Consider the following 24,153-nt stretch of genomic DNA (forward strand, 5'->3'; position numbering starts at 1 on the left):
TTCTTGACGTGATCGTCAAGTCTGACCCCGCCACCGCCCGCGGCAAGCGCACGCGGTCGGCGCTGCTGCAGGCGGGCCGGGCGGCCTTCGAGGAGCAGGGGCTCGACGCCGTCCGGGTGGACGACGTGTGCGCGCGGGCGGGTGTCTCGCATGGCACCTTCTACACCTACTTCGACTCCAAGGAAGAGCTGTTCACCGAGGTGGCCGGCGCGGTGGTGGGCGAGATGTTCGCCGCCAGCGTGGTGGGCTCGGCGGCGCCGGGCGATCCGCGGGCGCGGATCGAGGCGGCCAACCGGCTCTACCTGCGCGCCTGGGCGAGCAACTCCCGGCTGGTGCGGGTGCTGGAGCAGGCCGCCGCGGCCGACGACCGCTTCCGCGAGCTGCTGCTGGAGGTCCGGGAGGTGTTCGTACGGCGCGGCGCCGAGGGGCTGCGCCGGCTGCAGGAGCAGGGCCTGGCCGACCCGGCGCTCGACCCCCGGCTGACCGCGATCATGCTGGGCGGCATGGTGGAGCACTTCGCCCACGTCTGGCTGGATCTGGGGGAACGGGCCGACGAGGAGACCGCCGTGGCGTTGCTGACCACGTTGTGGGCGCGGGCCATAGGCTTGACGCCCATGTCAGCTCAGGAGGGCGGAAAATGAGCGGCAACCGGGCGGCGATGCTGGCCAAGCTGGCCGAGCTCGACGCCGAACTGGCCAAGGCGGTCGGCGGGGGCGGCGAGAAGTACGTCCAGCGCCACCGCGCCCGCGGCAAGCTGCTGGCCCGGGAGCGCATCGAGCTGCTGCTGGATCCCGGCACCGCGTTCCTGGAACTGTCGCCGCTGGCCGGCTGGGGCAGCGAGTTCCCGGTCGGGGCCAGCGTGGTGACCGGCATCGGGGTGATCGAGGGCGTCGAGTGCCTGATCACCGCGAACGACCCGACCGTGCGCGGCGGGGCCTCCAATCCGTGGACGCTGCGCAAGTCGTTGCGCGCCGCCGACATCGCCCTGGCCAACCGCCTGCCGTACGTCAATCTGGTCGAGTCGGGCGGCGCCGATCTGCCCACCCAGAAGGAGATCTTCATCCCGGGCGGGCGGATCTTCCGCGACCTGACGCGGTTGTCGGCGGCGGGCATCCCGACGATCGCGCTGGTCTTCGGCAACTCCACCGCGGGCGGCGCGTACGTGCCGGGCATGAGCGACTACGTGGTCATGGTCAAGGAGCGCGCCAAGGTGTTCCTGGGCGGGCCGCCGCTGGTCAAGATGGCCACCGGCGAGGAGTCCGACGACGAGTCGCTGGGCGGGGCGGAGATGCACGCGCGCACCAGCGGGCTGGCCGACTACCTGGCCGCCGACGAGCACGACGCGCTGCGCATCGGGCGGAGCATCGTGCGCTCGCTCAACTGGCGCAAGCTCGGCGTCGCGCCGGGGCCGGTGCGTGAGCCGCTGAACGACGCCGAGGGCCTGCTCGACCTGGTGCCGGAGGATCTGCGGGTGCCGTTCGACCCGCGTGAGGTGATCGTGCGGATCACCGACGGCAGCGAGTTCGAGGAGTTCAAGCCGCTGTACGGCGAGTCGCTGGTGACCGGGTGGGCGCGGGTGCACGGCTACGCGGTCGGCTTCCTGGCCAACGCGCGGGGGGTGCTGTTCAGCGAGGAGTCGCAGAAGGCGACGCAGTTCATCCAGCTCGCCAACCAGTCGCGCACGCCGTTGATCTTCCTCCAGAACACCACCGGTTACATGGTCGGCCAGGAGTACGAGCAGGGCGGGATCATCAAGCACGGCGCGATGATGATCAACGCGGTGGCGAACTCGACCGTGCCGCATCTCACCGTCGTCATGGGCGCCTCCTACGGCGCGGGCAACTACGGCATGTGCGGCCGGGCCTACGACCCGCGCTTCCTGTTCACCTGGCCGAGCGCGAAGTCGGCGGTGATGGGCCCGGCCCAGCTCGCCGGGGTGCTGTCGATCGTCGGCCGGGCCGCCGCGCAGGCGCGCGGGCAGGTGTACGACGAGGAGGGCGACGCGGCGATGCGGGCCATGGTGGAGGCGCAGATCGAGGCCGAGTCGCTGCCGTTCTTCCTGTCCGGCCGGCTCTACGACGACGGCGTGATCGATCCGCGTGACACGCGCACCGTGCTGGGGTTGTGCCTGTCGGCGATCAACAGCGCGCCGGTCCCCGCGCCCTCCGGGTTTGGAGTGTTCCGTCCATGATCACCCGTTTGCTGGTCGCCAACCGGGGCGAGATCGCCCGCCGCGTCTTCCGCACCTGCCGCGAGCTCGGCATCTCGACCGTCGCGGTCTTCTCCGACGCCGACGCCGGCTCGCCGCACGTGGCCGAGGCCGACCAGGCGGTACGGCTCAGCGGCACGGCCCCCGCCGAGACCTATCTCGCCATCCCCGCCCTGCTCGACGCCTGCCGTACCTCCGGGGCGGACGCGGTGCACCCCGGCTACGGTTTCCTGGCCGAGAGCGCCGCCTTCGCCGAGGCGGTGCTGGCGGAGGGGCTGACCTGGATCGGCCCCGGCCCGGAGGCCATCGCGGCGATGGGCTCCAAGACCGAGGCCAAGCGGCTGATGGCCGAGGCGGGCGCTCCGGTCTCGGCCACCTACCTGCCGGGGCAGCAGCCGCCGCCCGAGGCCTTCCCGCTGCTGGTGAAGGCGGCGGCGGGTGGCGGCGGGCGCGGCATGCGGGTGGTGCGCGAGCCGGCCGACCTGGAGCGCGAGTTCGCCTCGGCGGCGCGGGAGGCGCTGGCCGCGTTCGGCGACGGCGCCGTCTTCGCCGAGCCGCTGCTGGAGCGGGCCCGGCACGTCGAGGTGCAGGTGCTGGCCGACCGGCATGGGACGGTGTGGGCGCTGGGCGAGCGCGACTGCTCGGTGCAGCGGCGGCACCAGAAGGTGATCGAGGAGTCGCCCGCTCCGGCGCTCGCCGGAGGGGTGCGCGAGCGGCTGGCCACGGCGGCGCGCGAGGCGGCCCGCGCGATCGGCTACGTCGGGGCCGGAACCCTGGAGTTCCTGGTCCGGGGCGAGGACGTCGCCTTCCTGGAGATGAACACCCGGCTCCAGGTCGAGCACCCGGTCACCGAGCTGGTCCACGGGGTGGACCTGGTGCGGCTGCAGATCGAGATCGCCGAGGGCGCGCGGCTGCCCGCCGGGCCTCCCCCGGCGGCCGGGCACGCGATCGAGGCCCGGCTGTACGCCGAGGACCGCGCCTACGTGCCGCAGACCGGGACGATCCACCGGTTCGACCTGCCCGGGGACGTGCGGGTCGATTCGGGCGTGGAGCCGGGGAGCGTCGTCTCGCCGCACTACGACCCGATGCTGGCCAAGGTGGTCGCGCACGGCGCCAGCCGTACCGAAGCGCTGCGGAAGCTCACCGCGGCGCTGACCGGGGCGCGGCTGCACGGCGTGCCCACCAACCGCGACCTTCTCCTCGATGTCCTGAGAAATCCGGACTTCGTGGCGGCGCGGCTGCACACCTCGCTCATCGACGAGACCCCGGCCACCCCCGCCCGGTCGCCCGAGCTCGCCGCCCTGGCCGCCGCGCTGGCGATCACCGCGGCACACCGGGCCGCCGCGACGGTCCAGCCAGCCCTGCCCGCGCACTGGCGGAACGTCCGCTCCCAGCCCGCGACGACCCGCTTCGTCACCGCCGAGGGCGGGGAGCTGGAGGTCGTGCACCACCCGCTGCCGCCGGAGGTCACCGTGATCAGCGCCACGCCCGAGCGCGTGGTCCTGGAGCGCGACCGGCTCCGGCTGGGCTTCGACGTCGCCCGCTACGGCGACCTCGTGCACGTCGACTCCCCGCTCGGCGCGCTGCGGCTGACCGAGCTGCCGCGGCTGCCCGAGCCGGTCGTGCACCTGGCCCCGGGCTCCTTGCTCGCGCCGATGCCCGGTACGGTGCTTCGAGTCGAGGTGCATCCGGGCGACCGGGTCGGCGCCGGGCAGGCGGTCGTCGTCCTGGAGGCGATGAAGATGGAACATCGGATCACCGCCCCGGCCGCCGGACTGGTCGCCGAGGTGGCCGTCGAGAAGGGCCGGCACGTCCAGGCCGGGACGGTGCTGGCGATCATTACCGAAGGGGACGCGGCATGACGCGACTGGTGCACAAGCAGCTCGACGGCGGCGTCGCCACGATCACGCTGGACTCGCCGCCCAACCGCAACGCGCTGTCGGTGCGGCTGCTGACCGACCTCGAGGACCGGCTCAACTGGGCGCTGGCCGAGCCGGAGGTCCGGATCATCGTGCTGACCGCCACCGGCACCGTGTTCTGCTCCGGGGCCGACCTCAAGGAGCAGCGGGTCGAGCCCGACCGCGGCGCCGCCGACGCGCCGGTCACCGCCTCCTTCCCGGAGATCATGTCGCTCATCTGGGAGAGCCCGAAGCCGGTCATCTGCCGCATGAACGGCACCGCCCGCGCCGGCGGCCTCGGTCTGGTCGCCTCCTGCGACTTCGCCATCGCGCCGCTGACCGCCTCCTTCGCCTTCTCCGAGGTACGGCTGGGCGTCGTCCCGGCGATGATCTCGGTGCCGGTGCTGCGCCGGATGGAGTCCAGGGCGGCGGGCGAGTACCTGATGACCGGCGAGGTCTTCGACGCCGCGCGCGCCCAGGAGACCGGGCTGATCACCCGGGCCGTCCCCGAGTCCGAGCTCGACGCGACCGTGGGCCACTACGCCGAGATGCTGATCAAGGGCGGCCCCGAGGCGCTGGCGATCACCAAGCGGCTGCTGCGCGAGCTGCCCGCGCTCTCCTTCGACGAGGCGCTGCGGCAGATGGCCGCGCTGTCGGCCCAGCGCTTCACCTCGGAGGAGGGGCAGGAGGGCATCGCCGCCTTCATGGAGAAGAGGCCGCCGAAGTGGACCCGCTGACCGCGCCGCTGCGGATCGCCAACTGCAGCGGCTTCTACGGCGACCGCCTGTCGGCCGCCCGCGAGATGGTCGAGGGCGGCCCGATCGACGTGCTGACCGGCGACTGGCTGGCCGAGCTGACCATGCTCATCCTGGCCGGGAACCGCCTCAAGGGCCGCCCCGGGTACGCGCCCACCTTCCTCAAGCAGCTCGAACAGGTCCTCGGCACCTGCCTCGACCGCGGCATCAAGATCGTCTCGAACGCCGGCGGCCTCGACCCGGCCGGCTGCGCCGCCGCCGTCACCGACCTGGCCGCCAAGCTGGGCCTGCGCCCGCGCGTCGCGCACGTGCTCGGCGACGACCTGTCCGGCCGGCCGCTCGACCTGGTCAACGCCGACACCGGCGAACTCCTCGACGCCGCGCCGCTCACCGCCAACGCCTACCTCGGCGGCCGGCCCATCGCCGCCGCGCTGAGCGCCGGCGCCGACGTCGTCGTCACCGGCCGCGTCACCGACGCCGCCCTGGTCACCGGCCCGGGCATCTGGCGGTACGGCTGGCAGCCCGGCGACCTCGACGCCCTGGCCGGATCCGTCGTCGCCGGGCACGTCATCGAATGCGGCTGCCAGGCCACCGGCGGCAACTACTCCTTCTTCGACGAGGTGCCCGACCTGGCCCACTGCGGCTTCCCGCTCGCCGAGCTGTACGCCGACGGCTCCAGCGTGATCACCAAGCACCCCGGCACCGGCGGCCTGGTCTCGGTCGGCACGGTCACCGCGCAGCTCCTCTACGAGATCGGCGGCCCCCGCTACCTCGGCCCGGACGCCGTCGCCCGCTTCGACACCATCATCCTCACCCAGGACGGCCCCGACCGGGTCCGCATCACCGGCGTGCGGGGCGAGCCGCCGCCCGAGACGTTCAAGGTGGCCGTCAACTACCTGGGCGGCTACCGCAACACCATGACCCTCGTCCTCACCGGGCTCGACCTGGAGGCCAAGGCCCGGGTGGCCGAGGCGGCGATCTGGGCGCGGGTCCCGCGTGACACCTTCGAGCGGGTCGAGGTCGGCTTCGACCCGCCGCTGCTGCGGATCACCGTCCTGGACCCCGACCGGGCCGTCGCCGGACGACGCTTCTCCTCTGCCGTCGTCGAGACGGGGCTCGCCTCCTACCCGGGCTTCTACGGGCTCACCCCGCCGGGGGACGCCTCGCCGTACGGGGTCTACTGGCCGGTGCTCGTCCCCGCCACCGAGGTCACCCCCGCCGTCCACCTGGACGGCGACACTTTCCCCGTCCCTCACCCGCCCGCCTCCCCCACCTCCCCTTTGCCACCCCTCCCATCCGAGGAGTCCCCCGCCGCAGACCTCCCCACCGTCCGAGCCCCGCTCGGCACGGTCGCGGGGGCCCGTTCCGGCGACAAGGGCGGCAACGCCAACCTCGGCGTCTGGGTCCGCGCCCCCGAGCACTACCCGTGGCTGGCCGCCCACCTCACCGTGGACCGCCTCCGCACCCTCCTGCCCGAACTCGCCGCCCTGCGCGTCGAACGCTTCGAGTTCCCCAACCTCCTGGCGGTCAACTTCGTCATCCACGGCCTCCTCGGCCGCGGCGTCGCCGCCAGCACCCGCCTCGACCCCCAGGCCAAATCCCTGGGCGAACACCTGCGCGCCCAGCTCACCGACGTCCCGTCCCCCTAGCAGAAGCAGGACAGCTCGCCGGGCTCCTCACCGGCGGCCATCCGGGTGATCTGCCGCTCCCGGGCGAGCGCCTCGCAGTCATCCGGAGCCAGCTCCAGAGCTCGCCTGATCGCGGCCACCGCCTCGTCCAGCTCGCCGAGCTGCGCATGCGCCCAGGCCAGCGCGGTGTGCAGCTCGGGTGCCCACGGGTGCCTCGCCACCGCCAGCCGCCCGAAATCCCGAACCTCCGCCACCCGCCCGGCCTCGTGCAGGCTGTCGAGCCTGAGGCGCATCGCGAAGCGGTCACGCGGGTTCAGCTCCAGCAGCTCGTCCAGGACGCCTAGCGCCTCCTCATGGCGGCCCAGGCGCACGAGCAGGGAACTGCGCGCCGTCAGCGCATCTTCGTAGCGTGGGCTGGCGGCCAGGGCCAGGTCGAGCTCCGCCAGCGCGCCCTCGGGCCGGTCGAGCCCCTCGAGCACCTTGGCTCTGGCCAGGTGCAGCACGGGCCGCGGGGCCAGGCGCTCCAGGGATCGGGCCGCGAGACGCTCGGCCTCCTCCTCCCGACCGGACCAGTAGAGCAACCGCACGCGGAAGGCGAGCGCCTCGTCGTCTGAGGGGGTGACCGCCAGGATCCGGTCGACGTGCGCGAGGGCCTCGTCGTGGCGGTCCAGGAAGACGGCGTACCAGGCGGCCGCGCACAGGACGCTCGGGTGGTCGGGGCGGCGGGCCAGGGCCCGGGCGACGAGCGCCTCGTCGCCGGGGCCGGCGGCCTCGATGCGCAAGGCCAGCGCCCAGGGCAGGGGCGGCTCGATGGCCAGGGCCTGCTCCACCAGGGCGACCGAAAGGTCGTCCTCCCCCCGTCGCCGGGCGATGGCGGCCTGGACGACGAGCGGCGCGGCGGCGTGCGGGTGACGCTCGGCGAGCTCGTGCGCGGCCCGCTCGGTGTCCTCCACGCGGTCCAGGGAGAGCAGGGCGATCGCCCGCTCCACGCCGGCGCTCGGGTCGCCGGGGTTCAGGGCGAGCGCTCGGTCGAAGTGCTCGACGGCGTCCGCCGGCCGGTTCACCGAGTGCAGGATCATCGCCCAGGCGCAGAGCATTCGCGGGTCGTCCGGGAAGCGGGCGGCGATCTCCGCGGCCTCGTCCAGGCGCCACAGCGCCGCCAGCGTGATCATGAGCCAGCTCTCCGCCCGCGGCTCGCCGGGCGCCAGCCGTACCGCCTGCTCGAAGTACGGCAGAGCCTCGCGGTAGTCCCCGCCGGCCAGGTAGGTGCGGCCGATGGCGACGCGGATGACCCAGCTCTCCGGGAAGCGAGTGAGCGCCTCGACGCCCAGGTCGACGGCCTCGGCGGGCTTGCGCCGCAGGTGCAGGGCGGCGACCTGCCAGGCGACGGGCAGATCGTCGGCCGGGGCCAGCCGGGCGGCGGCGGTGAAGGTCTGCAGCGCTTCATCCCGGTCGGTCACGGTCTGGATCCGGCCGAGCTCGACCAGCGCTTCGGCCGCATCGGGAAACCGGGCCACGGCCTGCCGCGCCGCCTGTTCGGCCTCGGCGTACCGCTGGGCGCGGCGGAGTACGGCCGCCTGCGTCCAGTGGGTCATGCGGCGGCTTGCCAGCCGAGGAGGGCGGCGCCGTGGAGGCCGGCGAGGGCGCCCAGGGCGGACGGGAGGAGGCGGGGGGCCGGGCGGAAGGCGAGGCGGGCCGACAGGCGGGTGCGGAGCGGGTCGAACAGGATGTCGCCGGCGAGGGACAGGCCGCCGCCGAGGACGATGAGGTCGGGGTCGAGCAGGAGGGTGGAGGTGGCCAGGCCGATGGCGAGGGCGTCGACGGCCAGCGACCAGGCGGCACAGGCCGGGGCGCCGCAGGACAGGTCGCCGCAGGCGCGGGCGAGGTCGGCGGCCTCCTGGGCGGTGGCGGTGCCGGCGCGGGCCGGGATGGAGCGGGCGCCGCAGTACAGGGCCAGGCAGCCGCGCTGGCCGCAGCGGCAGTCCTCGCCGTCGGGGTAGACCGGGATGTGCGCGAGCTGCCCGGCCCAGCCGTTGTCCCCCTCGTACGGCGAGCCGTTGACGATGAGGGTGGCGCCGGGGCCGGTGCCCAGGGGGATGAAGAGGGCGTGCTGTGCGCCCCGGCAGGCGCCGAGCGCCGCCTCGGCCAGGCCGGCGGCTCCGACGTCGTGGCCGAGGGCTACGGGCAGGTCGAGGGCGGTGAAGGCGGCGGCGGGCACGTCACGCCAGCCGAAGGCGGCCGAGTAGACGGCGACGCCGGGGGCGTGCAGCCCCGGCACGGCCAGCCCGACGGCCACTGGACGGAGCCCGCCCGCGGCCGGGGTGGAGGAAGGGGCGGAAGGGTGCGGGGAAGCCGGGGTGGGGGAAGAGGGGGAGACGGAGGCGGCGCGGGTGTGCAGGGTGTCGGCGAAGGCGGAGATGGCCGCGATGGCCTCGTCCGGGCTCACGCCGCTCGGGGTGGGGCTGGTCTCCAGGTGCAGGAGGGTCCCGTCCCGGGCGACCAGGCCGCCCTTCAGGTCGGTGCCGCCGACGTCGATCGCGATCACACAGTCCACGCGGGGCAGGTTATCGAGTTGAACCCGACAAAGCACCTCAGACAGGATGGCCGGCTATGGAGATGCGCCGCCTGACCCCCGATGAGCTGGACGACTGCGTCCGGCTGGCCAAGAGCCGCGAGTGGCTGCCCGAGCGCCGCAAGTGGGCGCTGCTGTTCGAGGCGGGCGAGGTCTACGGCCTCCTGCTGGACGGGACGCTGGTCTCGACGACGGTGCTGACCCGGTACGGCGCCGGCTACGGGGTGATCAGCATGGTGCTGACCGATCCCGCGCACGCCCGGCAGGGCCTGGCACGGCGGCTGATGGAGCGCGTGCTGGAGCAGGCGGACGGGCTGGTGCTGTCGCTGACCGCGACGCCGAACGGCCGGCCGCTGTACGAGCGGCTCGGGTTCGAGACGGTCGGCGAGGTGACCTCGCACGTGGGCGTCTTCGCCGGCGAGCCGTCGGGGGTCTCCCGGGCCGCGACCGCCGCGGATCTGGAGCCGATCCTGGCCTTGGATCGCGAGCTGTTCGAGGCGGACCGCGGCGTCCTGCTGCGCCGGCTGCCGGACCTGCACGACCCGCTGCGGGTGATCGAGCGCGACGGGCGCGTGGCGGCCTTCGGCGGCGTCTGGGACACCGGCGACCAGCTCGTGGGCGGCCCCGTGGTGACCCGCGACCCGGAGGCGGCCACGGCACTGCTGGCCGACCTGCTGGCGGGCACCGCCAAGCCGGTCCGGCTGGACCTGGACACCCGGCAGACCGAGGTGTGCGCCTGGGCCGAGGCGCACGGCGTCCAGCCGGGCTTCTCGACGAAACTGATGGTCCGGGGCGGGGCACTGCCGGGCGTGCGGCCCTCGCTGGTCACCTCGTACAACGTGGCCCTGGGTTGACCCGTCCGGCGCGGCAGCCGTACATTCGCGGCCAGAACATCGTTCGGTTCCAAGGGCGGCCATGACCCACATCGACGTCAGCGCGGTCGACTTCGAGGCGCTCGGCGCCTGGATGGACACGCACGGGCTTCCGGAAGGCGCGATCACCGGCGCCGAACCGGTGCTCGGCGGCACGCAGAACATCATGGTGCGCTTCGAGCGCGGCGGCGTGCCGTACGTCCTGCGCAGGCCGCCGGCGCACGTGCGCGCCAAGAGCAACGAGGTGCTGCGCCGCGAGGCGCGGCTGCTGGCCGCGCTGGAGGGCACCGGCGTGCCCGCGCCACGGCTGGTCGCCGCGCAGACCGAGAGCGAGCCGGTCTTCTACCTGATGGAGCCGGTCGACGGCTTCAACGCCTCGACCGGGCTGCCGCCCAGGCACGCCGGCGACCCGGCGATCCGGCACCGGATGGGGCTGGAGGCGGCGATCGCGCTGGCCGCGCTCGGCCGCGTGCCCGCCGAGCGGCTGCCCGGCTTCGGCCGCCCGGAGGGCTTCCTGGAACGGCAGGTGCCGCGCTGGATGGGCGAGCTGGAGTCGTACGGCAGGCTGGACGGCTACCCAGGCCCGGAGATCCCCCACCTGCACGAGACCGCCGCCTGGCTGGAGCTCAACCGCCCGGCCGGCTTCACCCCCGGGATCATGCACGGCGACTACCACCTGGCCAACCTGATGTTCGCCCACGACGGCCCCCGGGTGGCGGCGATCGTCGACTGGGAGATGTGCACCATCGGCGATCCGCTGCTCGACCTGGGCTGGCTGGTGGCGACCTGGCCGTCGATGGAGGCGCAGGTGCCCGGCCTGGCCTCGGCCGAGGAGATGGTCGCCTGCTACGCGGAGCTCTCGGAGCGCGACCTGTCGGCGATCGACTGGTACGTGGTGCTGGCCTGCTTCAAGCTCGGCATCGTGCTGGAGGGCAGCCACGCGCGGGCCTGCGCGGGCAAGGCGCCCAAGGACATCGGCGACCTGTTGCACGCCACCACGCTGGACCTTTTCGCCCGGGCGCAGGAGTGGATGCGTAAACCAGGAGACTAACGATCTCCCCTCCCCTACAATTGCGAGCAATTGCGGACATTTCGTCGGGGAGGACGTTCCCATGCGCCTACGGTTTCTCGGCTCGACGTCGGAGGCGGGCGCCTGCCCCACTCTCTACGAGACCGACCGCGGCACGATCGTGGTCCAGGGGTTGCACGTGACCGATCCGGAGGCGCTCGGCGACCTTCGCGACGTGCTGGAGGGTGAGGCCGCGGTGGAGGTCCCACGCGAGTTGCTCGTGGAGATCGCAAGACGCGTACTGTCTTGATCACGATTGCGTACAGCCACTGGAAGGCGCCGTCCGGGCGCGGCTAGCCTCGGTCAATGAGCACCTTCCAGCAGGCCCGCGTGGAACTCGGCGCCCAGTTGCGGAGATTGCGCGAGGCATCCGGGCTCACCGGCAAGGACCTGGCCGAGCGGCTGCACTGGCAGCCGTCCAAGGTCTCCCGGCTGGAGAACGCCCGGCAGACGGCCAGCGAGGAGGACGCGGTCGCCTGGGCCGAGGCGACCGGCGCGGCGGCGCCGGAGGCCGACGACCTGATCGCCAAGGCGATCGGGCTCAGCGCCCGGCAGGCCGACTGGCGCCAGCGCGGCTCCGACAGCCTGGCGGTGCTCCAGAACGACATCCGCGAACTCGAGCTGCGCACCACGAACCTGCGGGTCTTCGAGGCCGGCCTGATCATGGGCCTGCTGCAGACGCCGGAGTACTCGCGGCAGGTGTTCACCCGGCTCAAGCGCTGGTGGAAGGCGCCCGACGAGATCGACAGCGCGATCCAGGCGCGGATGAAGCGGCAGGAGATCCTCTACGACCGCTCCCGCTCGTTCGTGGTGATCATGCCCGAGGCCACCCTGCGCTTCAAGCTCGCCACCACCGACGTGATGCTCGGCCAGATGGACCGGCTGCTCGCGGTCAGCACGCTGCCCAACCTCAAGCTGGGCCTCATCCCGTTCGAGCACGAGTTGCCCTCGGCGATCACCACGGGCTTCTGGATCTTCGACGAGGAGCAGGTCATGGTGCCGATGCGCCATCACGAGCTGCACCTGCGCGAGCGGAGCGACGTGGAGTTCTACGCCGAGATCTTCGAGGCGTACAGCAAGGTCGCCGAGTTCGGGCAATCCGCACGATCCATCATCATGCGCGTGATTAACGATTTGGCGAAACAAAGTCCACTTTAACGTTCGCAATTGCTTGCCTCGCCGGACAAGATCATGCAATCCTGAGGCAAGATGTTGCGGAGGTGACTCACGATGTTGGACACGACGGTCTGCTTGGAGCAGTTCGCGTGGCACGCGAGTCGGCACGCCGACCTGCGGGTCCACAATCTCGCCCTGTCCTGCGAACCGGCCTACGTGGCCGTGCGCAATCGCTTCTCCAGCACCCTGGCCGAGACGGTCACCTGCTCGGACGAAGGCGCCTTCATCACCTCGTGGGGATACCGGCTGGGCAGCGCCGACGACGTCGAGTCGGCCGCCGCCCGCCTGGCCTACCTGCTGGCCGCCCTGCCCGCCTGAACCGGGCGAAGGCGGCCGGGCAGGCCGCCGGTGGCTAGTCGTCGCCGAACTCCGCCGGATCGATCGCCACTTCCTTGGCCGCCGCCATCCGGGCGTGCTTGAGCAGCCGCTCCCTGGACAGCACGTTCGGGTGCAGGGTGTAGCGGATCACCAGCCCGTCCAGCATCGCGTCGATGCGCTCGGCCGCACCGGCCGGGTCCTCGCAGACGAACTCCTCCGCGGCCACGCCGTCCCTGATCACCCGCTCCAGCGCGTTCAGCCACACCTGCTCGACCTGCTGGGCGATCTCCCGCACCGCCGGCTCGCGCAATGCCACGTTCCAGGCGTCCAGCCACAACAACCAGCTCTGGTCGGAACGGGACTCGGGGATGTAGTAGCGCAACACCCGATCCAGCCGCACGACCGCCGGGGCCGGCGCTCCGGCCAGCTCGTCCAGGCCGGCCTTCTCGATGTCGAGGGTCGCCCGGAGCATCGCCGTGAGCAGCTCGTCCTTCGTGGCGAAGTGGTAGTGGATCAGTCCGCCGCTGACGTTCACCGCTTTGGCGACGTCAGCCACGCGGGTATTGGCCAGCCCTTTTTCGAGCACTACCCGGCGGGTGGCCTCCAGAAGCTCGGCCCTGCGGTGATCGGCCTGATCGGCCCGGCTGTTGCGCACCGGCCAAGAGTATCCCGCTATCTCCTCTTCGGGTGGAACACCCAGACCCGGAGCAACAGGAAGCGGACCGTGGTCGCCGCGGCGTTCGCGGCGACGCCCACCACCAGCTCGACACCCCGCGAGGCCTCCTCGGGGATGAGGGCCAGACCGGCCGTGCTCAGGGCCAGCCCGACCAGGAACGCGACCGCCCCTTCGAGCTGGTGGCGCAGGGCCCGGGCCGAGCCGGTCACGCCGAAGGTGAAGCGCCGGTTGGCGGCGGTGTTGCCGATCGCGGTGATCACCAGGGCGATGGCGTTGGCCGCGAACGGCGAGAAGGTGCCGCGCAGCACCCAGAACAACACCATGTACGACAACGCGCTGACGATGCCGACGAGCGCGAAGCGCGGCAGTTGCCGGGCCATGCCCTCGGGCATGCGCGCCTGCCGTACCGACGGGGGCATCGGGATGCCCGCCACGTCCGACAGGGCCCGGCGCATCACCCGGGCCAGCCCGCGCAGGTCGTCGTAGGCGGTGCGGACGATGTCGACCCGGCTGTCGGGGTCGTCCACCCAGTCGACCGGCACCTCGTGGATACGCAGCCCCTGCCGCTCGGCCAGCAGGAGCAGCTCGGTGTCGAAGAACCACTCCTCGTCCTCCACGTGCGGCAGCAGCGCCTGGGCCACCTCGGTGCGGACCGCCTTGAAGCCGCACTGCGCGTCGGAGAAGCCGGCGCCGAGCAGGTGCAGCAGCAGGTTGTAGGAGCGCGAGATGAACTCGCGTTTCGGCCCGCGCACCACCCGCGACGAGCGCGACAGCCGGGTGCCGATCGCCAGGTCGCTGTGCCCCGACAGCAGCGGCGCGACCAGCGGGAGGAAGGCGCCCAGGTCGGTGGACAGGTCCACGTCCATGTAGCTGACCACGTCGGCGTCGCTGACCGCCCACACCCGGCGCAGCGCCCGGCCGCGGCCCTTCTCCTCCAGGTGTACGGCCCGCACGTGCGGCAGTTCGTGGGCCAGTTCCCGCGCCAGCCTCCACGTGTCGTCGGTGCTGGCGTTGTCGGCGATGGTGATGCGGAAGCCGTACGGGAAGGTGGTGGTCAGGTAGTCGTGCAGCCGCCGGATGCTGCCGGGAAGGGCGACCTGCTCGTTGTACACCGGCACGACCACCTCGACCAGGCGGGTCGGGATGGCTGTCTGCGTGGGATCCAAGGGGTTACCTCAACCGGATCAGGCATGGGGCGGCTGAGACGAGCTTAGACCGGGCAGGCTGATGGTCGCGAGAACGCCGCCGTCCGGCGCGTTCTCCAGTTCGACGGAGCCGCCCGCCTCCTTGACCGCCTGCATGACGATGGCCAGTCCCAGCCCGGACCCGGGCAGGCTGCGCGCGGAGGACGAGCGCCAGAACCGCTCGAAGACGTGCGGCATGTCCTGGTCGGGGATGCCCGGCCCGTGGTCGCGCACGGTGAGCACGCCCGCCTCGAGCTGGACGTCGATCTCCCCCGGGCTGAACTTGGCGGCGTTGTCCAGCAGGTTGAGCACGGCCCGCTCCAGGGAGGCCGGGTTGCCGAGCACGTACCACGGCTCCAGGTCCGACCTGACCTCGGCGCCGCGCAGCTCCGCGCGCTCGATCGCGGCGGCGACCACCTCGTGGAAGGCGAAGCGGGTGTGCGGCTCGCGGTCGGTCTCGCCGCGCGAGAGCATCAGCAGGTCGCCCACCAGCGTGGACAGCTCGGCGAACTGCGCCTTGACGTTGACCAGCAGCCGCTCCTTGGCCGCCGGGTCCAGCGCGCGGCCGGTCTGCTCACTGCGCAGCAGCAGGTCGATGTTGGTGCGCAGCGAGGTCAGCGGGGTGCGCAGCTCGTGTCCGGCGTCGGCGACGAGCTGGCGCTGGCGGTCGCGCGAGCCGGCCAGGGCGGCGGTCATCGCGTTGAACGAGCGGCTCAGCCGGGCGATCTCGTCGTCGCCCTTGACCGGGATGGTGGTGTCGAGGTCCTCGGTCTGGGCGATGTGCTCGACGGCCTTGGTGAGGCGGCGGACGGGGCGCAGGGCGGTGTTGGCGATCAGCAGGCCGATGGTCGCGGCCCCGAGCACGCCGACCAGGGCGACCAGGACGAGCGACTTCACCAGGGTGCCCATGGCCCCGTAGATGTCGTGCTCGGGCAGCGCCGCCATGAGGGCCCCGTCGTTGCCGAGGCTGGTGGTCATCACCCGCACCCGTTTCCCGTTGGTGAGCTGTCCCTCCCGGACGAGGGCCTCCTCCGCGGGCAGCTTCGTCACCGCGATGTCCGCGGGCTCGACCTTGATCGCCAGCGACTGCTCGTGCGGCAGGCAGCGCTCGCCGGTGTCGGTCACGACCTGCCAGACCGGCCCGAACCAGTGGCCGCCCACCGGCTGCGGCTTCGGGTTCTGCTGGCAGTTGCGGCCGACCGTCCTGACCTCGGCGGGATTGGGCCGCACGTTGCCGAGCGAGCGGTCCAGACCCTCGTCGAGCTCCCGGTAGACCAGCCAGCCCGACACCGCGGCGACCGCGGCGATGGCGATGGCGACCGCTGCCGTCACCAGCAGCGTCAGCCGGGAGCGCAGGCTGCCGTGTCTCACCGAGGCGCCTTGAGGGCGTAGCCGACGCCCCGGACGGTGTGGATGAGCCGGGGCAGCCCCTCGACCTCGGTCTTGCGCCGCAGGTACATGACGTAGACGTCGAGGGAGTTGGAGGTGGGCTCGAAGTCGAAGCCCCACACGTGCGCCAGGATCTGCTCGCGGGTCAGCACCTGGCGCGGGTGCATGAGGAACAGCTCCAGCAGCAGGTACTCGGTGCGGGTGAGGTCGAGCGGGTGCCCGGCGCGGGTGACCTCGCGGGTGCCGGGGTCCATGCGCAGGTCCTCGAAGGCCAGCAGCGGGGCCTGCCCGCCGTTGCTGCCGATCGCGCCCCGGCGCAGCAGCGCCCGCACCCGGGCCAGCAGTTCGTCCAGCTCGAACGGTTTGACCAGGTAGTCGTCGGCCCCGGCGTCGAGCCCCGACACCCGGTCGCCGACCGCGTCGCGGGCGGTCAGCATGAGGACCGGCACGTGGTTGCCGCCCGAGCGCAGCCGGCGGCACGCGGTGAGCCCGTCGAGGCGCGGCATCATCACGTCCAGGAGCACCGCGTCGTACGGCTCGCGCTCCAGGGCTTCGAGCGCCGCCAGGCCGTCGTTGACCGTCTCGACCCGGTAGCCCTCGAACTCCAGGCTCGACTGGAGGGCTTCGCGGAGGGCCGGCTCGTCGTCGACCACCAGCAGACGTGCGCTCATGGTCCCACGGTAGGCGGTGAAGATGAGAAGGCAATGAACCTACCCGTGCAGCACCTTCATCGCGGCGTTGTGTCCCGGGATGCCGCTGACGCCGCCGCCGCGCCGGGCGGCCGCGCCGCAGCGCAGGATGCGGTCGTGCTCGGTCTCCACGCCCCACCGGCCCTCGTCGGCGGCGTCCTCGGCGTACGGCCAGGCGAGGTCGCGGTGGAAGATGTGGCCGCCCGGCAGCCCGGCCTGGGTCTCCAGGTCGACCGGCGACTTGGCCTCGATGCAGGGGCGGCCGTCCGGGGTGTGCAGCAGGCAGTCCTCGATCGGCTCGGCCAGGACGGAGTTGATCGAGCGCAGGGTGGCGGCGAGCGCCTCGGCCCGGGCGCGCTCGGGGTCCCGGCGGAACAGGCGGGCGGGCATGTGCAGGCCGAACAGGGTCAGGGTCTCCCCCTCGACGCCCAGGATCGACCGGTCGGTGAGCGAGTGGCAGTACACCTCGGCCGGGGGCAGGGCGGGGATCGTGCCCGCGGCGGCCTCGCCGTACGCGCGGGCGAGCTGGGCCTGGCTCTCGTTGATGTGGAAGGTGCCGCTGAAGGCGGCCCGCGGGTCGACCGAGGCGTCCTTGAGCCTGGGCAGCCGCGACAGCACCATGTTGACCTTGAGCTGGGCGCCCTCGGGCGCTTCCGCGCCCGGCTCCAGGACGTCCGGGGGCAGGTTCAGCAGCACCCGGCCGCCGGTCACGGTGTGCTCGGCGCCGGAGGCGTCGCGGAAGGTCACCTCGCCGTTCGGGTCCACGCCGATCACTTCGGCGCCGGTCCTGATCTCCGCCCCGGCCTGGCGGGCGGCTCGTTCCAGCGCCCCGGAGACCGCGCCCATGCCGCCGACCGGCACGTTCCACTCGCCGGTGCCGTCGCCGATCACGTGGTAGAGGAAGCAGCGGTTGGCCAGCAGGTCCTCGTCGGGGTCGGCGAAGGTGCCGATCAGCGCGTCGGTCAGCACGACGCCGCGCACGGTGTCGTCGGTGAAGCGCTCGCGGACGATGCGACCGATGGGGCGCTCGAACAGCTCGTCCCAGCCGGCGAGGGCCCTGAAGTCCTTCTCGCCGCGCAGCGGTTCGAGCAGCGTGGGGGCGATCCGCTCGGCCAGGCGGGCGGCCTGGCCGTAGAAGGCGGTCCAGGCCGCGTGGTCGGCGTCGCCGCCGGTGACCTCGCGGAAGGAGTCGCGGGTACGGCCGGCGTCCTCGTTGTCCACGAGCAGGCCGCCGGTCCCGACCGGCGTGTAGGAGGCGTAGCGGCGGCGGCGCAGCGTGATGTCCAGGCCGAGGTCGGTGACGACCTTGGTCGGCAGCAGGCTGACCAGGTAGGAGTACCTGGACAGGCGGGCGTCCACGCCGTCGAAGGCCTGGGCCGAGATGGCCAGACCGCCCACGTGGTCGAGGCGTTCCAGGACCAGCACCCGGCGCCCGGCCCTGGCGAGATACGCCGCCGCCACCAGCCCGTTGTGCCCGGCACCGACTACCACCACGTCATAGGCCATTCCGGGACGATATACCTCCGTCGCCGGGCTCGGCGAGCCCGGTCAAGGTCGGCTGGCGATCGCCAGCAGCACCGCGGCCGGACCGGCGAGCACGCGTCCCCGCCGCCAGACCGCGCGCAGGCTGCGCACGAGGTTCACCCCGGCCAGCGGCACCTCCACCAGCCGCCCGGTGGCCAGCTCGGCCTCCACCGCGTAGGCGCTCAGCACCGCGGGCGCCGCCCCGGCCTGGGCCGCGCCCTTGACCGCCGAGTTCGAGCCCAGCTCCAGCCGGGGCGCGGCCTGGTGCAGGTCGCCGATGGCCCGGTCGAGCGTCTCCCGCGTGCCCGAGCCCTGCTCCCGCACGACCAGCGGCGTGGCCGCGAGTTCCACCCCGCGCAGCGCGGTACGGCGGCGCGTCCACGGATGGCCCGGGGCGACCACGACGACCAGCCGGTCGGTCCCCACCACCCGGCTGTCCAGCGCCTCGGGCACGCTCGGCCCCTCCACGAAGCCCAGTTCGACCTCCCCGGCCACCACCCGGGCGATGACCTCGGCGGAGTTGAGCACGTCCAGCCCGGCCTGGGCTTCGGGCTCGCGTTCCTGGAACTCGCCGAGCCAGCGGGGGACGAGGTACTCGGCGACCGTCATGCTGGCGGCCACCCGCAGGTGGGCCGCCTCGCCCCGCCGTACCGCGTCGGCGCTGCGCATGAGCTCGCGGGCGGCGTCCAGGACGGCGACCGCCCAGCCGGCGACCATGCGGCCCTCTGCGGTGAGGGTGGAGCCGCGCGGGGTGCGCTCCAGCAGGGGCAGGCCGAGGCGGCGTTCGAGCTGGGCCAGGCGCTTGCTCGCCGAGGGCTGGGCGACGCCGGCGGCGCGGGCCGCTTGGCCGACGCTGCCGAGTTCCCCGACGTCGACCAGGAGCTTCAGCGAGTCGAGGTCGGGCCATCCAGTCATAGCCTCAGGCTATGACCTCCCAGGCAAGATCGGGGTACCGGGGGGCCTGAGCTGCGACAAAGCTCTTCTTATGGTGTCAATTCCGGTCGGGTCGTCCTGGCCGCGGGTCAACCTGCCCGGCATCGCGGTGGCCGGAGTCGCCGTCGTCCTGGCGGTCCTGGCCAACCGGGCGGTGCCCGCGGTCAGCCCCGCGGTCTTCGCGGTGATCGGCGGAGCCGTCCTGGGCAACCTCGGGCTGCTCGGCGAGCGGTTGCGGCCGGGGCTGCGGTTCGTGTCCAAGCGGGTGCTGCGGACCGCGATCGTCCTGCTCGGCCTGCAGATCGCGCTGCCCGAGGTGCTCGCGCTCGGCCCGCAGACGCTCGCCGTCGTGGTCGTCGCGACCGGGGTCACCTTCGTGCTGACCCCGATCATCGGCCGCCGGCTCGGCGTGCACCCGGGCACCGCCCTGCTGCTGGCCACCGGCGTCTCCATCTGCGGCGCTGCGGCCATCGCCGCGATGCACGCCACCCTCGGCGAGCGTTCCGCCGACGAGCGCTCCGCCGAGGCGGGCGAGGAGCAGGCCGACGCCGCGAGTGCGCTCAGCGCGGTGGTCCTGTACGGCAGCCTGGCCATCGTCGCCCTGCCGCTGGCCGCCTCCTGGCTGGGCCTGTCCGACCGGCAGCTCGGCCTCTGGACCGGGGCGTCGGTGCACGAGGTGGCCCAGGTGGCCGCGATCGGCGCGGCGGCGGGCGCCTCGGTGCTCGCGGTGGCGGTGATCGTGAAGCTGGCCCGGGTGGTCCTGCTGGCCCCGATGGTCGCGATGACCGCCTTCCGGCTGCGGGCCGCCGCCGACCCTGAGCCGGCCGCCGGGACGGCCAAGCCGCCGATCGTCCCGCTGTTCGTCGGCGGCTTCCTGGCCCTGATGGTCGTCCGGAGCCTCGGCTGGGTCCCGCCGGCGGTGATCGAGGCCACCCCGCTGGTCACCAACGCGCTCCTCGCCGCCGCCCTCTTCGGCCTCGGCGCGGGCATCGACGTCAAGGCGTTGCTGCGCGGCGGGCGCAAGCCGATGCTGCTGGGGGCCGTCGCCACCGTGCTGATCAGCGGCGTCAGCCTGCTCGGTGTGCTTCTCCTCGGCTGAACCGGCCATAGGATCCACGCGGAACAAACCGCAGCAAAATGGCCGTTCCAGCAGAGTGAGAAACGAGACAAACGTGACGCAGAGCCCCATCCTTCGCCCTTCCGACGAGGTCGCCGCCGCCCTGGAGGCCGGCCGGCCGATCGTGGCCCTGGAGTCCACGATCATCTCGCACGGCCTGCCGAGGCCCCGCAACCTCGAAGTGGCCCGGGAGCTGGAGGAGGTCGTGCGGGCGGCGGGAGCCGTACCCGCGACGATCGCCGTCCTGGACGGCGTGCCCCGCATCGGCCTGAACGAGGTCGAGCTGGAGCGCATCGCCATGGAGGACGGCCTGCGCAAGCTCGGCCAGCGTGACCTGCCGGTCGCCGCCGCGCTCAAGGCCAGCGGCGCGACCACCGTCTCGGCCACCTCGTTCCTGGCCGCGCGGGCCGGCATCCGGATCTTCGCCACCGGCGGCCTGGGCGGCGTGCACCGCGGCTGGACCGACGACCAGGACGAGTCCGCCGACCTCGACACCCTCGCCCGCACCCGGCTCACCGTGGTCTGCGCCGGCGTCAAGTCGATCCTGGACGTCCCGGCCACCCTGCAGCGTCTGGAGACCCGCGGCGTGAGCGTCGTCGGTTACCGCACCGGCGACTTCCCCGGCTTCTACCTGCACTCCTCCGGCTACCCGGTGGACTGGCGCATCGAGACCGCCGCGGAGGCGGCCGACATCATGCGCGGCCAGGACGCCCTCGGCGGCCCGGAGACCGCGCTCGTGGTCGCCAACCCGGTCCCGGTCGACCAGCAGCTCGACCCCGAACTGCACGACCGCGTGCTGTCCGAGGCGCTGTCCGCCGCCGAGCGCGACGGCGTGACCGGCCAGGCCATCACCCCGTTCCTGCTCGGCTACCTGGTCAACGGCACCGCCGGCGCCTCCCTGGAGGCCAACCTGGCCGCCGTCCGCGGCAACACCGCGCTCGCCGCGCAGATCGCGACGGCCTGGGCCCGGCCGTGAGCCAGCCGACCGCTCTCCCGGGCCGGACCGGCCCGGGCGGCGCCGCGGGACTGCTGGTGATCGGCGACATCGTCACCGACGTCGTCGCCATTCACGGCACCCCGGTCGCCTCCGGCACCGACACCGACGCCGACATCGCGCTCCGGCCGGGCGGCTCGGGCGCCAACACCGCCGCCTGGGCCGCGTACCTGGGCGCCGACGCGCGCCTGCTGGGCCGGGCCGGGTACGACAGCGCCGACTGGCACCTCAGCGAGCTGACCAAGGTCGGCGTCACGCCGCTGGTCCTGACCGACCCCGACTACCCCACCGCCGTCGTCATCGCCATGGTCGACCCGAGCGGCGAGCGCTCCATGCTCACCAACCGGGGCGCGGGCGGGCGCATCTCCCCCGCCGACTGGCGGGCCGACGCCCTCGACGGCGTCGCGCGGCTGCACCTGTCCGCGTACACGTTCTTCACCCCGAGCGGCCTCGATCTGGTACGGCTGGCCGTGGCGGAGGCGGTCTCGCGCGACGTGACGATCAGCGTCGACCCGGCCTCGACCGGGCCGCTGCGGGCCTTCGGCCTCGACCGCTTCCTGGCCGAGACCGCCGCCGCGCGGCTGATCATCCCGAACCGGGACGAGGCGCTCCTGCTCACCGGCGAGTCCGACCCCGAACGTGCCGCGCTCGCGCTCAGCCGCCGCTACGGCACGGCGGTGGTCAAGCTCGGCGGCGACGGCGCGCTCGTGGCCGTCGACGGCGAACTGCGCGCCGTGGCCGCGGCTTCGGGTACGGCAGGCGCGGTCGTGGACTCCACCGGGGCGGGCGACGCCTTCGCGGCCGGATATCTCACAGCGAAGTTGCAGGGGGCCGACGAGCCCCAGGCTCTGGAGCAGGGGATCAAGGCCGGAGCCGAGTGCGTCGCCCTTGTGGGCGGCCGGCCACGGTACGGTTTGGCCACCAAGCACCTTTACCCTATTCACGCCGATTGATAGCTTGCGTCATAAGTTGCACCAGTAGCCACATGCGCAACATTGGGGAGGGTACGGTCCACCAATGGACGTTGAGTCATCGATCTACCTGAGCGACCTGGTTCCGGCCTTGCGCTGGAGCCGACCTCAGCAGGTGGCCGAGGCTCTCACCGACCCGCGGCTTCCGGCCGGCTGGTGGAGCACCCTGTCCCTGACGCGCGCGCTGGCCGCCACCGGCGTGGACTGGATGGGCGAGCGCCTGGCGCGGCTCGCCGCCCAGCGCTGGGACCACCTGCCGCTCGCCGACGTCTTCCCGGCGCTGCAGGTGCATCACGTCGACCCCGGGCTGACCGGGTGGGCCGAGCCCGTCCGGTCGGCGATCACCGGCATGGGGGGCTGGAACCGGCTCAAACGGCTCAGCGCGGGTGACCTGGCGGGCACGGCCGAGCCGGTCATCGGGGCGCTCTTCCGCGAGGTGCTCAACCGTCTCGACACCACCTCCCGGCAACCGGCCGCCGCCGGCTCTCGCCTCGGCGACTCCGCCGGCCGCCTCGCCGACGCGGCCTCCGCCGGCCCCCGCCTGGCCGATCCCGGTTCCGCTGCCTCCCGCCCCGCCTCCGCGGCGTCCTCGGCCTTCACGCCCGCCGCCTTCGGAACCGCCGCTCCCGCCGAGGCGCCGCCCACGCCGTTCGGAGCGCCCGCCCCGGCAGGCGCTCCCGGCGGTCCGGTCGCCGCCGGCTCGGCCGACCCCGCCGCTTCCGCTGGTTCGCAGGATGAGGCCGGCGAGCCCGCCGACCCGTCGGCCCCGCCCGCCCTCAAGCCCGAACACGTCATGACCCGCGTCGTCGACGGCCTCTTCCAGTCCTTCGACCGCCTCGAACTGGCCGTCGCCGTCCACCGCCTCTTCGCCGAGGACCCGGTCAGCCTGCGCGAGCTGGCCCACCGCACCCTCGTCGACCGCGACTCCCTCTCCCTGGCCCAGCGCACCGCCGAGGAACGCGTCCTGCTGTGGCTGCGCTCCTCGGAGTCCGCCCCGGTCACCGGGCACATGTTCCGCCTCACCGAATGGCTCGGCGCCGCCGCCACCGAGGAGCAGCTCATCGGCGCCGACCCCGAGCACCCGGTGATCGTGCCTTCCCTGCGTACCCCGCTGTGGCGGGTGCTGGTCACCCTCATGCCCGACCGCCGCTTCCAGGACGGCTGGCTCGTCGTCGGCGACCTGCGCGGGCTCCAGCAGCGCACCCGCCGCCTGCTGGCCGCCGCCCCGCGTGACGCCGACCCCGCCGAGCTCCTGGGCGAGCTCGGGATCCGGCTGCACTCCGCCACGGCCTGGCTGGAGGCGTTGCCGCAGGACAGCGACGCCGAGTTCGCCGCCGGGCCCGAGGCGCCCCAGAGCCTGCCCCGCCGTACGCCCGGGGCCAACGGCCACCACCACCGCGGCGGCCAGCCCATCCCGCAGGCGCCCGGCATCGACCCCAGCGCCGCGCTGGCCACCCTCTCGGCCCTGTCCGGCGGCCGTCCCGCCGGTGCCTTCGGCGGCCCCGGCGGCCTGCCCGAGCGCAACCCGGGTGGCCTGCCCGAGCGGGTCCCGGGCGGTTCGCCCGAGCACGTCCCGAGCGGCGCGAACGGTCTCCCGCAGCGCACCTCCGGCGCCCACCCCGGCGGCCTGCCCGAGCGCAACCCGGGCGGCCTGCCGCTCGGTCACCCCGGTGGCGTGCCCGACCGTTCCCCCATGCCCGGCCTCAACGGCGGCTTCGGCGGCCTGTCCGGCGTCTCCGACCGGGTCGCCGCGGGCCTGGCCGGTATGGCGGGACCCGGAGGGCCCTCCATGGCGCCGCCCTCCAGCCCGACCTCCGACCCGCGCCGCTGGCAGCGCATCGACGTCACCCCCGAGCACCTGCGCGGCGGCCCCGTCACCGTCCCCGAGGGGTACGCGGCCCAGCTCGGCATGCGTCCCGGGACCCTGCTGTCGGTCACCGGCCCGGGCAACAACGCCGTCGTCCTCGTCTGGCCGGGCGACCGCCAGCCGGTCTTCGACTCCCTCCAGCCGGTGCTCATGAAACTCAACGCCCGCCCCGGCGACCAGGTCTACGTCACGGTCGACGGCTACCGCCTGGAGGCCCAGCTAACCGGCTGACCTCCCTACCAACCGGCTGACCTCCCCACCAACCGGCTGACCACCTACGGATCGCGTCTCCCCGTAGGCCCGCCTGCCCAC

At 73.4% G+C, this 24,153-nt stretch carries 22 protein-coding genes; 14 read left to right on the forward strand and 8 right to left on the reverse strand.

All coding sequences use genetic code 11. The features are described 5' to 3' along the window. Nucleotides 1–8: 8 nt before the first annotated feature. Genes AB0I67_RS09825 through AB0I67_RS09845 form a run of 5 tightly spaced genes read left to right on the forward strand, consistent with a single transcriptional unit; the run spans nt 9 to nt 6,511 of the window. Nucleotides 9–641, forward strand: coding sequence for a TetR/AcrR family transcriptional regulator (locus AB0I67_RS09825; RefSeq protein WP_357920468.1), 633 nt, complete (start codon nt 9–11; stop codon nt 639–641). Then, nucleotides 638–2,191, forward strand: coding sequence for a carboxyl transferase domain-containing protein (locus tag AB0I67_RS09830; RefSeq protein WP_357920471.1), 1,554 nt, complete (start codon nt 638–640; stop codon nt 2,189–2,191). Before AB0I67_RS09825 ends, AB0I67_RS09830 begins: the two co-directional genes overlap by 4 nt. Then, on the forward strand, nt 2,188–4,071 hold the full coding sequence (locus tag AB0I67_RS09835) for a biotin carboxylase N-terminal domain-containing protein (protein ID WP_357920474.1): 1,884 nt from the start codon (nt 2,188–2,190) through the stop codon (nt 4,069–4,071). Before AB0I67_RS09830 ends, AB0I67_RS09835 begins: the two co-directional genes overlap by 4 nt. Further along, entirely contained in the window at nt 4,068–4,844 is a 777-nt protein-coding gene (locus AB0I67_RS09840; RefSeq protein WP_357920476.1) for an enoyl-CoA hydratase-related protein, read from the forward strand. Before AB0I67_RS09835 ends, AB0I67_RS09840 begins: the two co-directional genes overlap by 4 nt. Beyond that, entirely contained in the window at nt 4,832–6,511 is a 1,680-nt protein-coding gene (locus AB0I67_RS09845) for an acyclic terpene utilization AtuA family protein (protein ID WP_357920478.1), read from the forward strand. The genes AB0I67_RS09840 and AB0I67_RS09845 overlap by 13 nt, the downstream gene beginning before the upstream one ends. Here the strand turns inward: AB0I67_RS09845 and AB0I67_RS09850 are convergent. Next, nucleotides 6,508–8,085 (reverse strand): tetratricopeptide repeat protein, encoded by a 1,578-nt coding sequence (locus AB0I67_RS09850; RefSeq protein ID WP_357920481.1) that lies wholly within the window; start codon nt 8,083–8,085, stop codon nt 6,508–6,510. The two genes, AB0I67_RS09845 and AB0I67_RS09850, sit on opposite strands and share 4 nt — an antisense overlap. Continuing rightward, the gene (locus AB0I67_RS09855; protein WP_357920484.1) at nt 8,082–9,044 is read right to left on the reverse strand and encodes an ROK family protein; all 963 of its coding nucleotides are present in this window, start codon (nt 9,042–9,044) and stop codon (nt 8,082–8,084) included. Before AB0I67_RS09855 ends, AB0I67_RS09850 begins: the two co-directional genes overlap by 4 nt. A gap of 56 nt (nt 9,045–9,100) precedes the next feature. Here AB0I67_RS09855 and AB0I67_RS09860 point away from each other — a divergent pair, with 56 nt between their 5' ends. The 5 genes from AB0I67_RS09860 to AB0I67_RS09880 all read left to right on the forward strand — a co-directional run bounded on the left by AB0I67_RS09860 (nt 9,101) and on the right by AB0I67_RS09880 (nt 12,497). Then, complete coding sequence (locus AB0I67_RS09860; RefSeq protein WP_357920487.1) at nt 9,101–9,916, forward strand: GNAT family N-acetyltransferase; 816 nt, start codon at nt 9,101–9,103, stop codon at nt 9,914–9,916. A 61-nt stretch (nt 9,917–9,977) separates the two neighbouring features. Then, nucleotides 9,978–10,985: a phosphotransferase family protein gene (locus AB0I67_RS09865; protein WP_357920490.1), complete on the forward strand. Its 1,008-nt coding sequence runs from the start codon at nt 9,978–9,980 to the stop codon at nt 10,983–10,985. A 61-nt stretch (nt 10,986–11,046) separates the two neighbouring features. Then, nucleotides 11,047–11,253 carry a hypothetical protein gene (locus tag AB0I67_RS09870; RefSeq protein WP_357920493.1) on the forward strand — a complete coding sequence of 69 codons (207 nt, stop codon included), beginning with the start codon at nt 11,047–11,049 and terminating at the stop codon, nt 11,251–11,253. Between the two features lie 56 nt (nt 11,254–11,309). After that, on the forward strand, nt 11,310–12,161 hold the full coding sequence (locus AB0I67_RS09875; protein WP_357920496.1) for a helix-turn-helix transcriptional regulator: 852 nt from the start codon (nt 11,310–11,312) through the stop codon (nt 12,159–12,161). Between the two features lie 72 nt (nt 12,162–12,233). Continuing rightward, nucleotides 12,234–12,497, forward strand: a complete 264-nt coding sequence (locus AB0I67_RS09880; RefSeq protein WP_357920499.1) for a hypothetical protein — start codon at nt 12,234–12,236, stop codon at nt 12,495–12,497. A gap of 34 nt (nt 12,498–12,531) precedes the next feature. Here the strand turns inward: AB0I67_RS09880 and AB0I67_RS09885 are convergent, their stop codons facing one another. Genes AB0I67_RS09885 through AB0I67_RS09910 form a run of 6 tightly spaced genes read right to left on the reverse strand, consistent with a single transcriptional unit; the run spans nt 12,532 to nt 18,874 of the window. Beyond that, nucleotides 12,532–13,152: a TetR/AcrR family transcriptional regulator gene (locus tag AB0I67_RS09885; RefSeq protein ID WP_357920502.1), complete on the reverse strand. Its 621-nt coding sequence runs from the start codon at nt 13,150–13,152 to the stop codon at nt 12,532–12,534. Nucleotides 13,153–13,169: 17 nt separating this feature from the next. Beyond that, the gene (locus tag AB0I67_RS09890; RefSeq protein WP_357920505.1) at nt 13,170–14,339 is read right to left on the reverse strand and encodes a bifunctional glycosyltransferase family 2/GtrA family protein; all 1,170 of its coding nucleotides are present in this window, start codon (nt 14,337–14,339) and stop codon (nt 13,170–13,172) included. Between the two features lie 18 nt (nt 14,340–14,357). After that, on the reverse strand, nt 14,358–15,728 hold the full coding sequence (locus tag AB0I67_RS09895; RefSeq protein ID WP_357920508.1) for a HAMP domain-containing sensor histidine kinase: 1,371 nt from the start codon (nt 15,726–15,728) through the stop codon (nt 14,358–14,360). Then, nucleotides 15,725–16,417: a response regulator transcription factor gene (locus AB0I67_RS09900; protein WP_357920511.1), complete on the reverse strand. Its 693-nt coding sequence runs from the start codon at nt 16,415–16,417 to the stop codon at nt 15,725–15,727. Before AB0I67_RS09900 ends, AB0I67_RS09895 begins: the two co-directional genes overlap by 4 nt. 39 nt (nt 16,418–16,456) lie before the next feature. After that, entirely contained in the window at nt 16,457–17,941 is a 1,485-nt protein-coding gene (locus tag AB0I67_RS09905) for an NAD(P)/FAD-dependent oxidoreductase (protein ID WP_357920514.1), read from the reverse strand. Nucleotides 17,942–17,983: 42 nt separating this feature from the next. Next, complete coding sequence (locus tag AB0I67_RS09910; RefSeq protein ID WP_357920516.1) at nt 17,984–18,874, reverse strand: LysR family transcriptional regulator; 891 nt, start codon at nt 18,872–18,874, stop codon at nt 17,984–17,986. Nucleotides 18,875–18,944: 70 nt separating this feature from the next. On the opposite strand from AB0I67_RS09910, the gene AB0I67_RS09915 reads away from it, so the two are divergent. The 4 genes from AB0I67_RS09915 to AB0I67_RS09930 all read left to right on the forward strand — a co-directional run bounded on the left by AB0I67_RS09915 (nt 18,945) and on the right by AB0I67_RS09930 (nt 24,072). Continuing rightward, nucleotides 18,945–19,991 (forward strand): putative sulfate exporter family transporter, encoded by a 1,047-nt coding sequence (locus tag AB0I67_RS09915; protein WP_357920519.1) that lies wholly within the window; start codon nt 18,945–18,947, stop codon nt 19,989–19,991. Between the two features lie 73 nt (nt 19,992–20,064). After that, the gene (locus AB0I67_RS09920; protein WP_357920522.1) at nt 20,065–20,985 is read left to right on the forward strand and encodes a pseudouridine-5'-phosphate glycosidase; all 921 of its coding nucleotides are present in this window, start codon (nt 20,065–20,067) and stop codon (nt 20,983–20,985) included. Next, on the forward strand, nt 20,982–21,956 hold the full coding sequence (locus AB0I67_RS09925) for a sugar kinase (protein ID WP_357920524.1): 975 nt from the start codon (nt 20,982–20,984) through the stop codon (nt 21,954–21,956). The genes AB0I67_RS09920 and AB0I67_RS09925 overlap by 4 nt, the downstream gene beginning before the upstream one ends. A gap of 64 nt (nt 21,957–22,020) precedes the next feature. Beyond that, nucleotides 22,021–24,072, forward strand: a complete 2,052-nt coding sequence (locus AB0I67_RS09930) for a hypothetical protein (protein ID WP_357920527.1) — start codon at nt 22,021–22,023, stop codon at nt 24,070–24,072. Nucleotides 24,073–24,153 lie beyond the last annotated feature (81 nt).

The organism is Nonomuraea sp. NPDC050310 (genome assembly GCF_040655795.1).
Taxonomy (GTDB): Bacteria; Actinomycetota; Actinomycetes; order Streptosporangiales; family Streptosporangiaceae; genus Nonomuraea.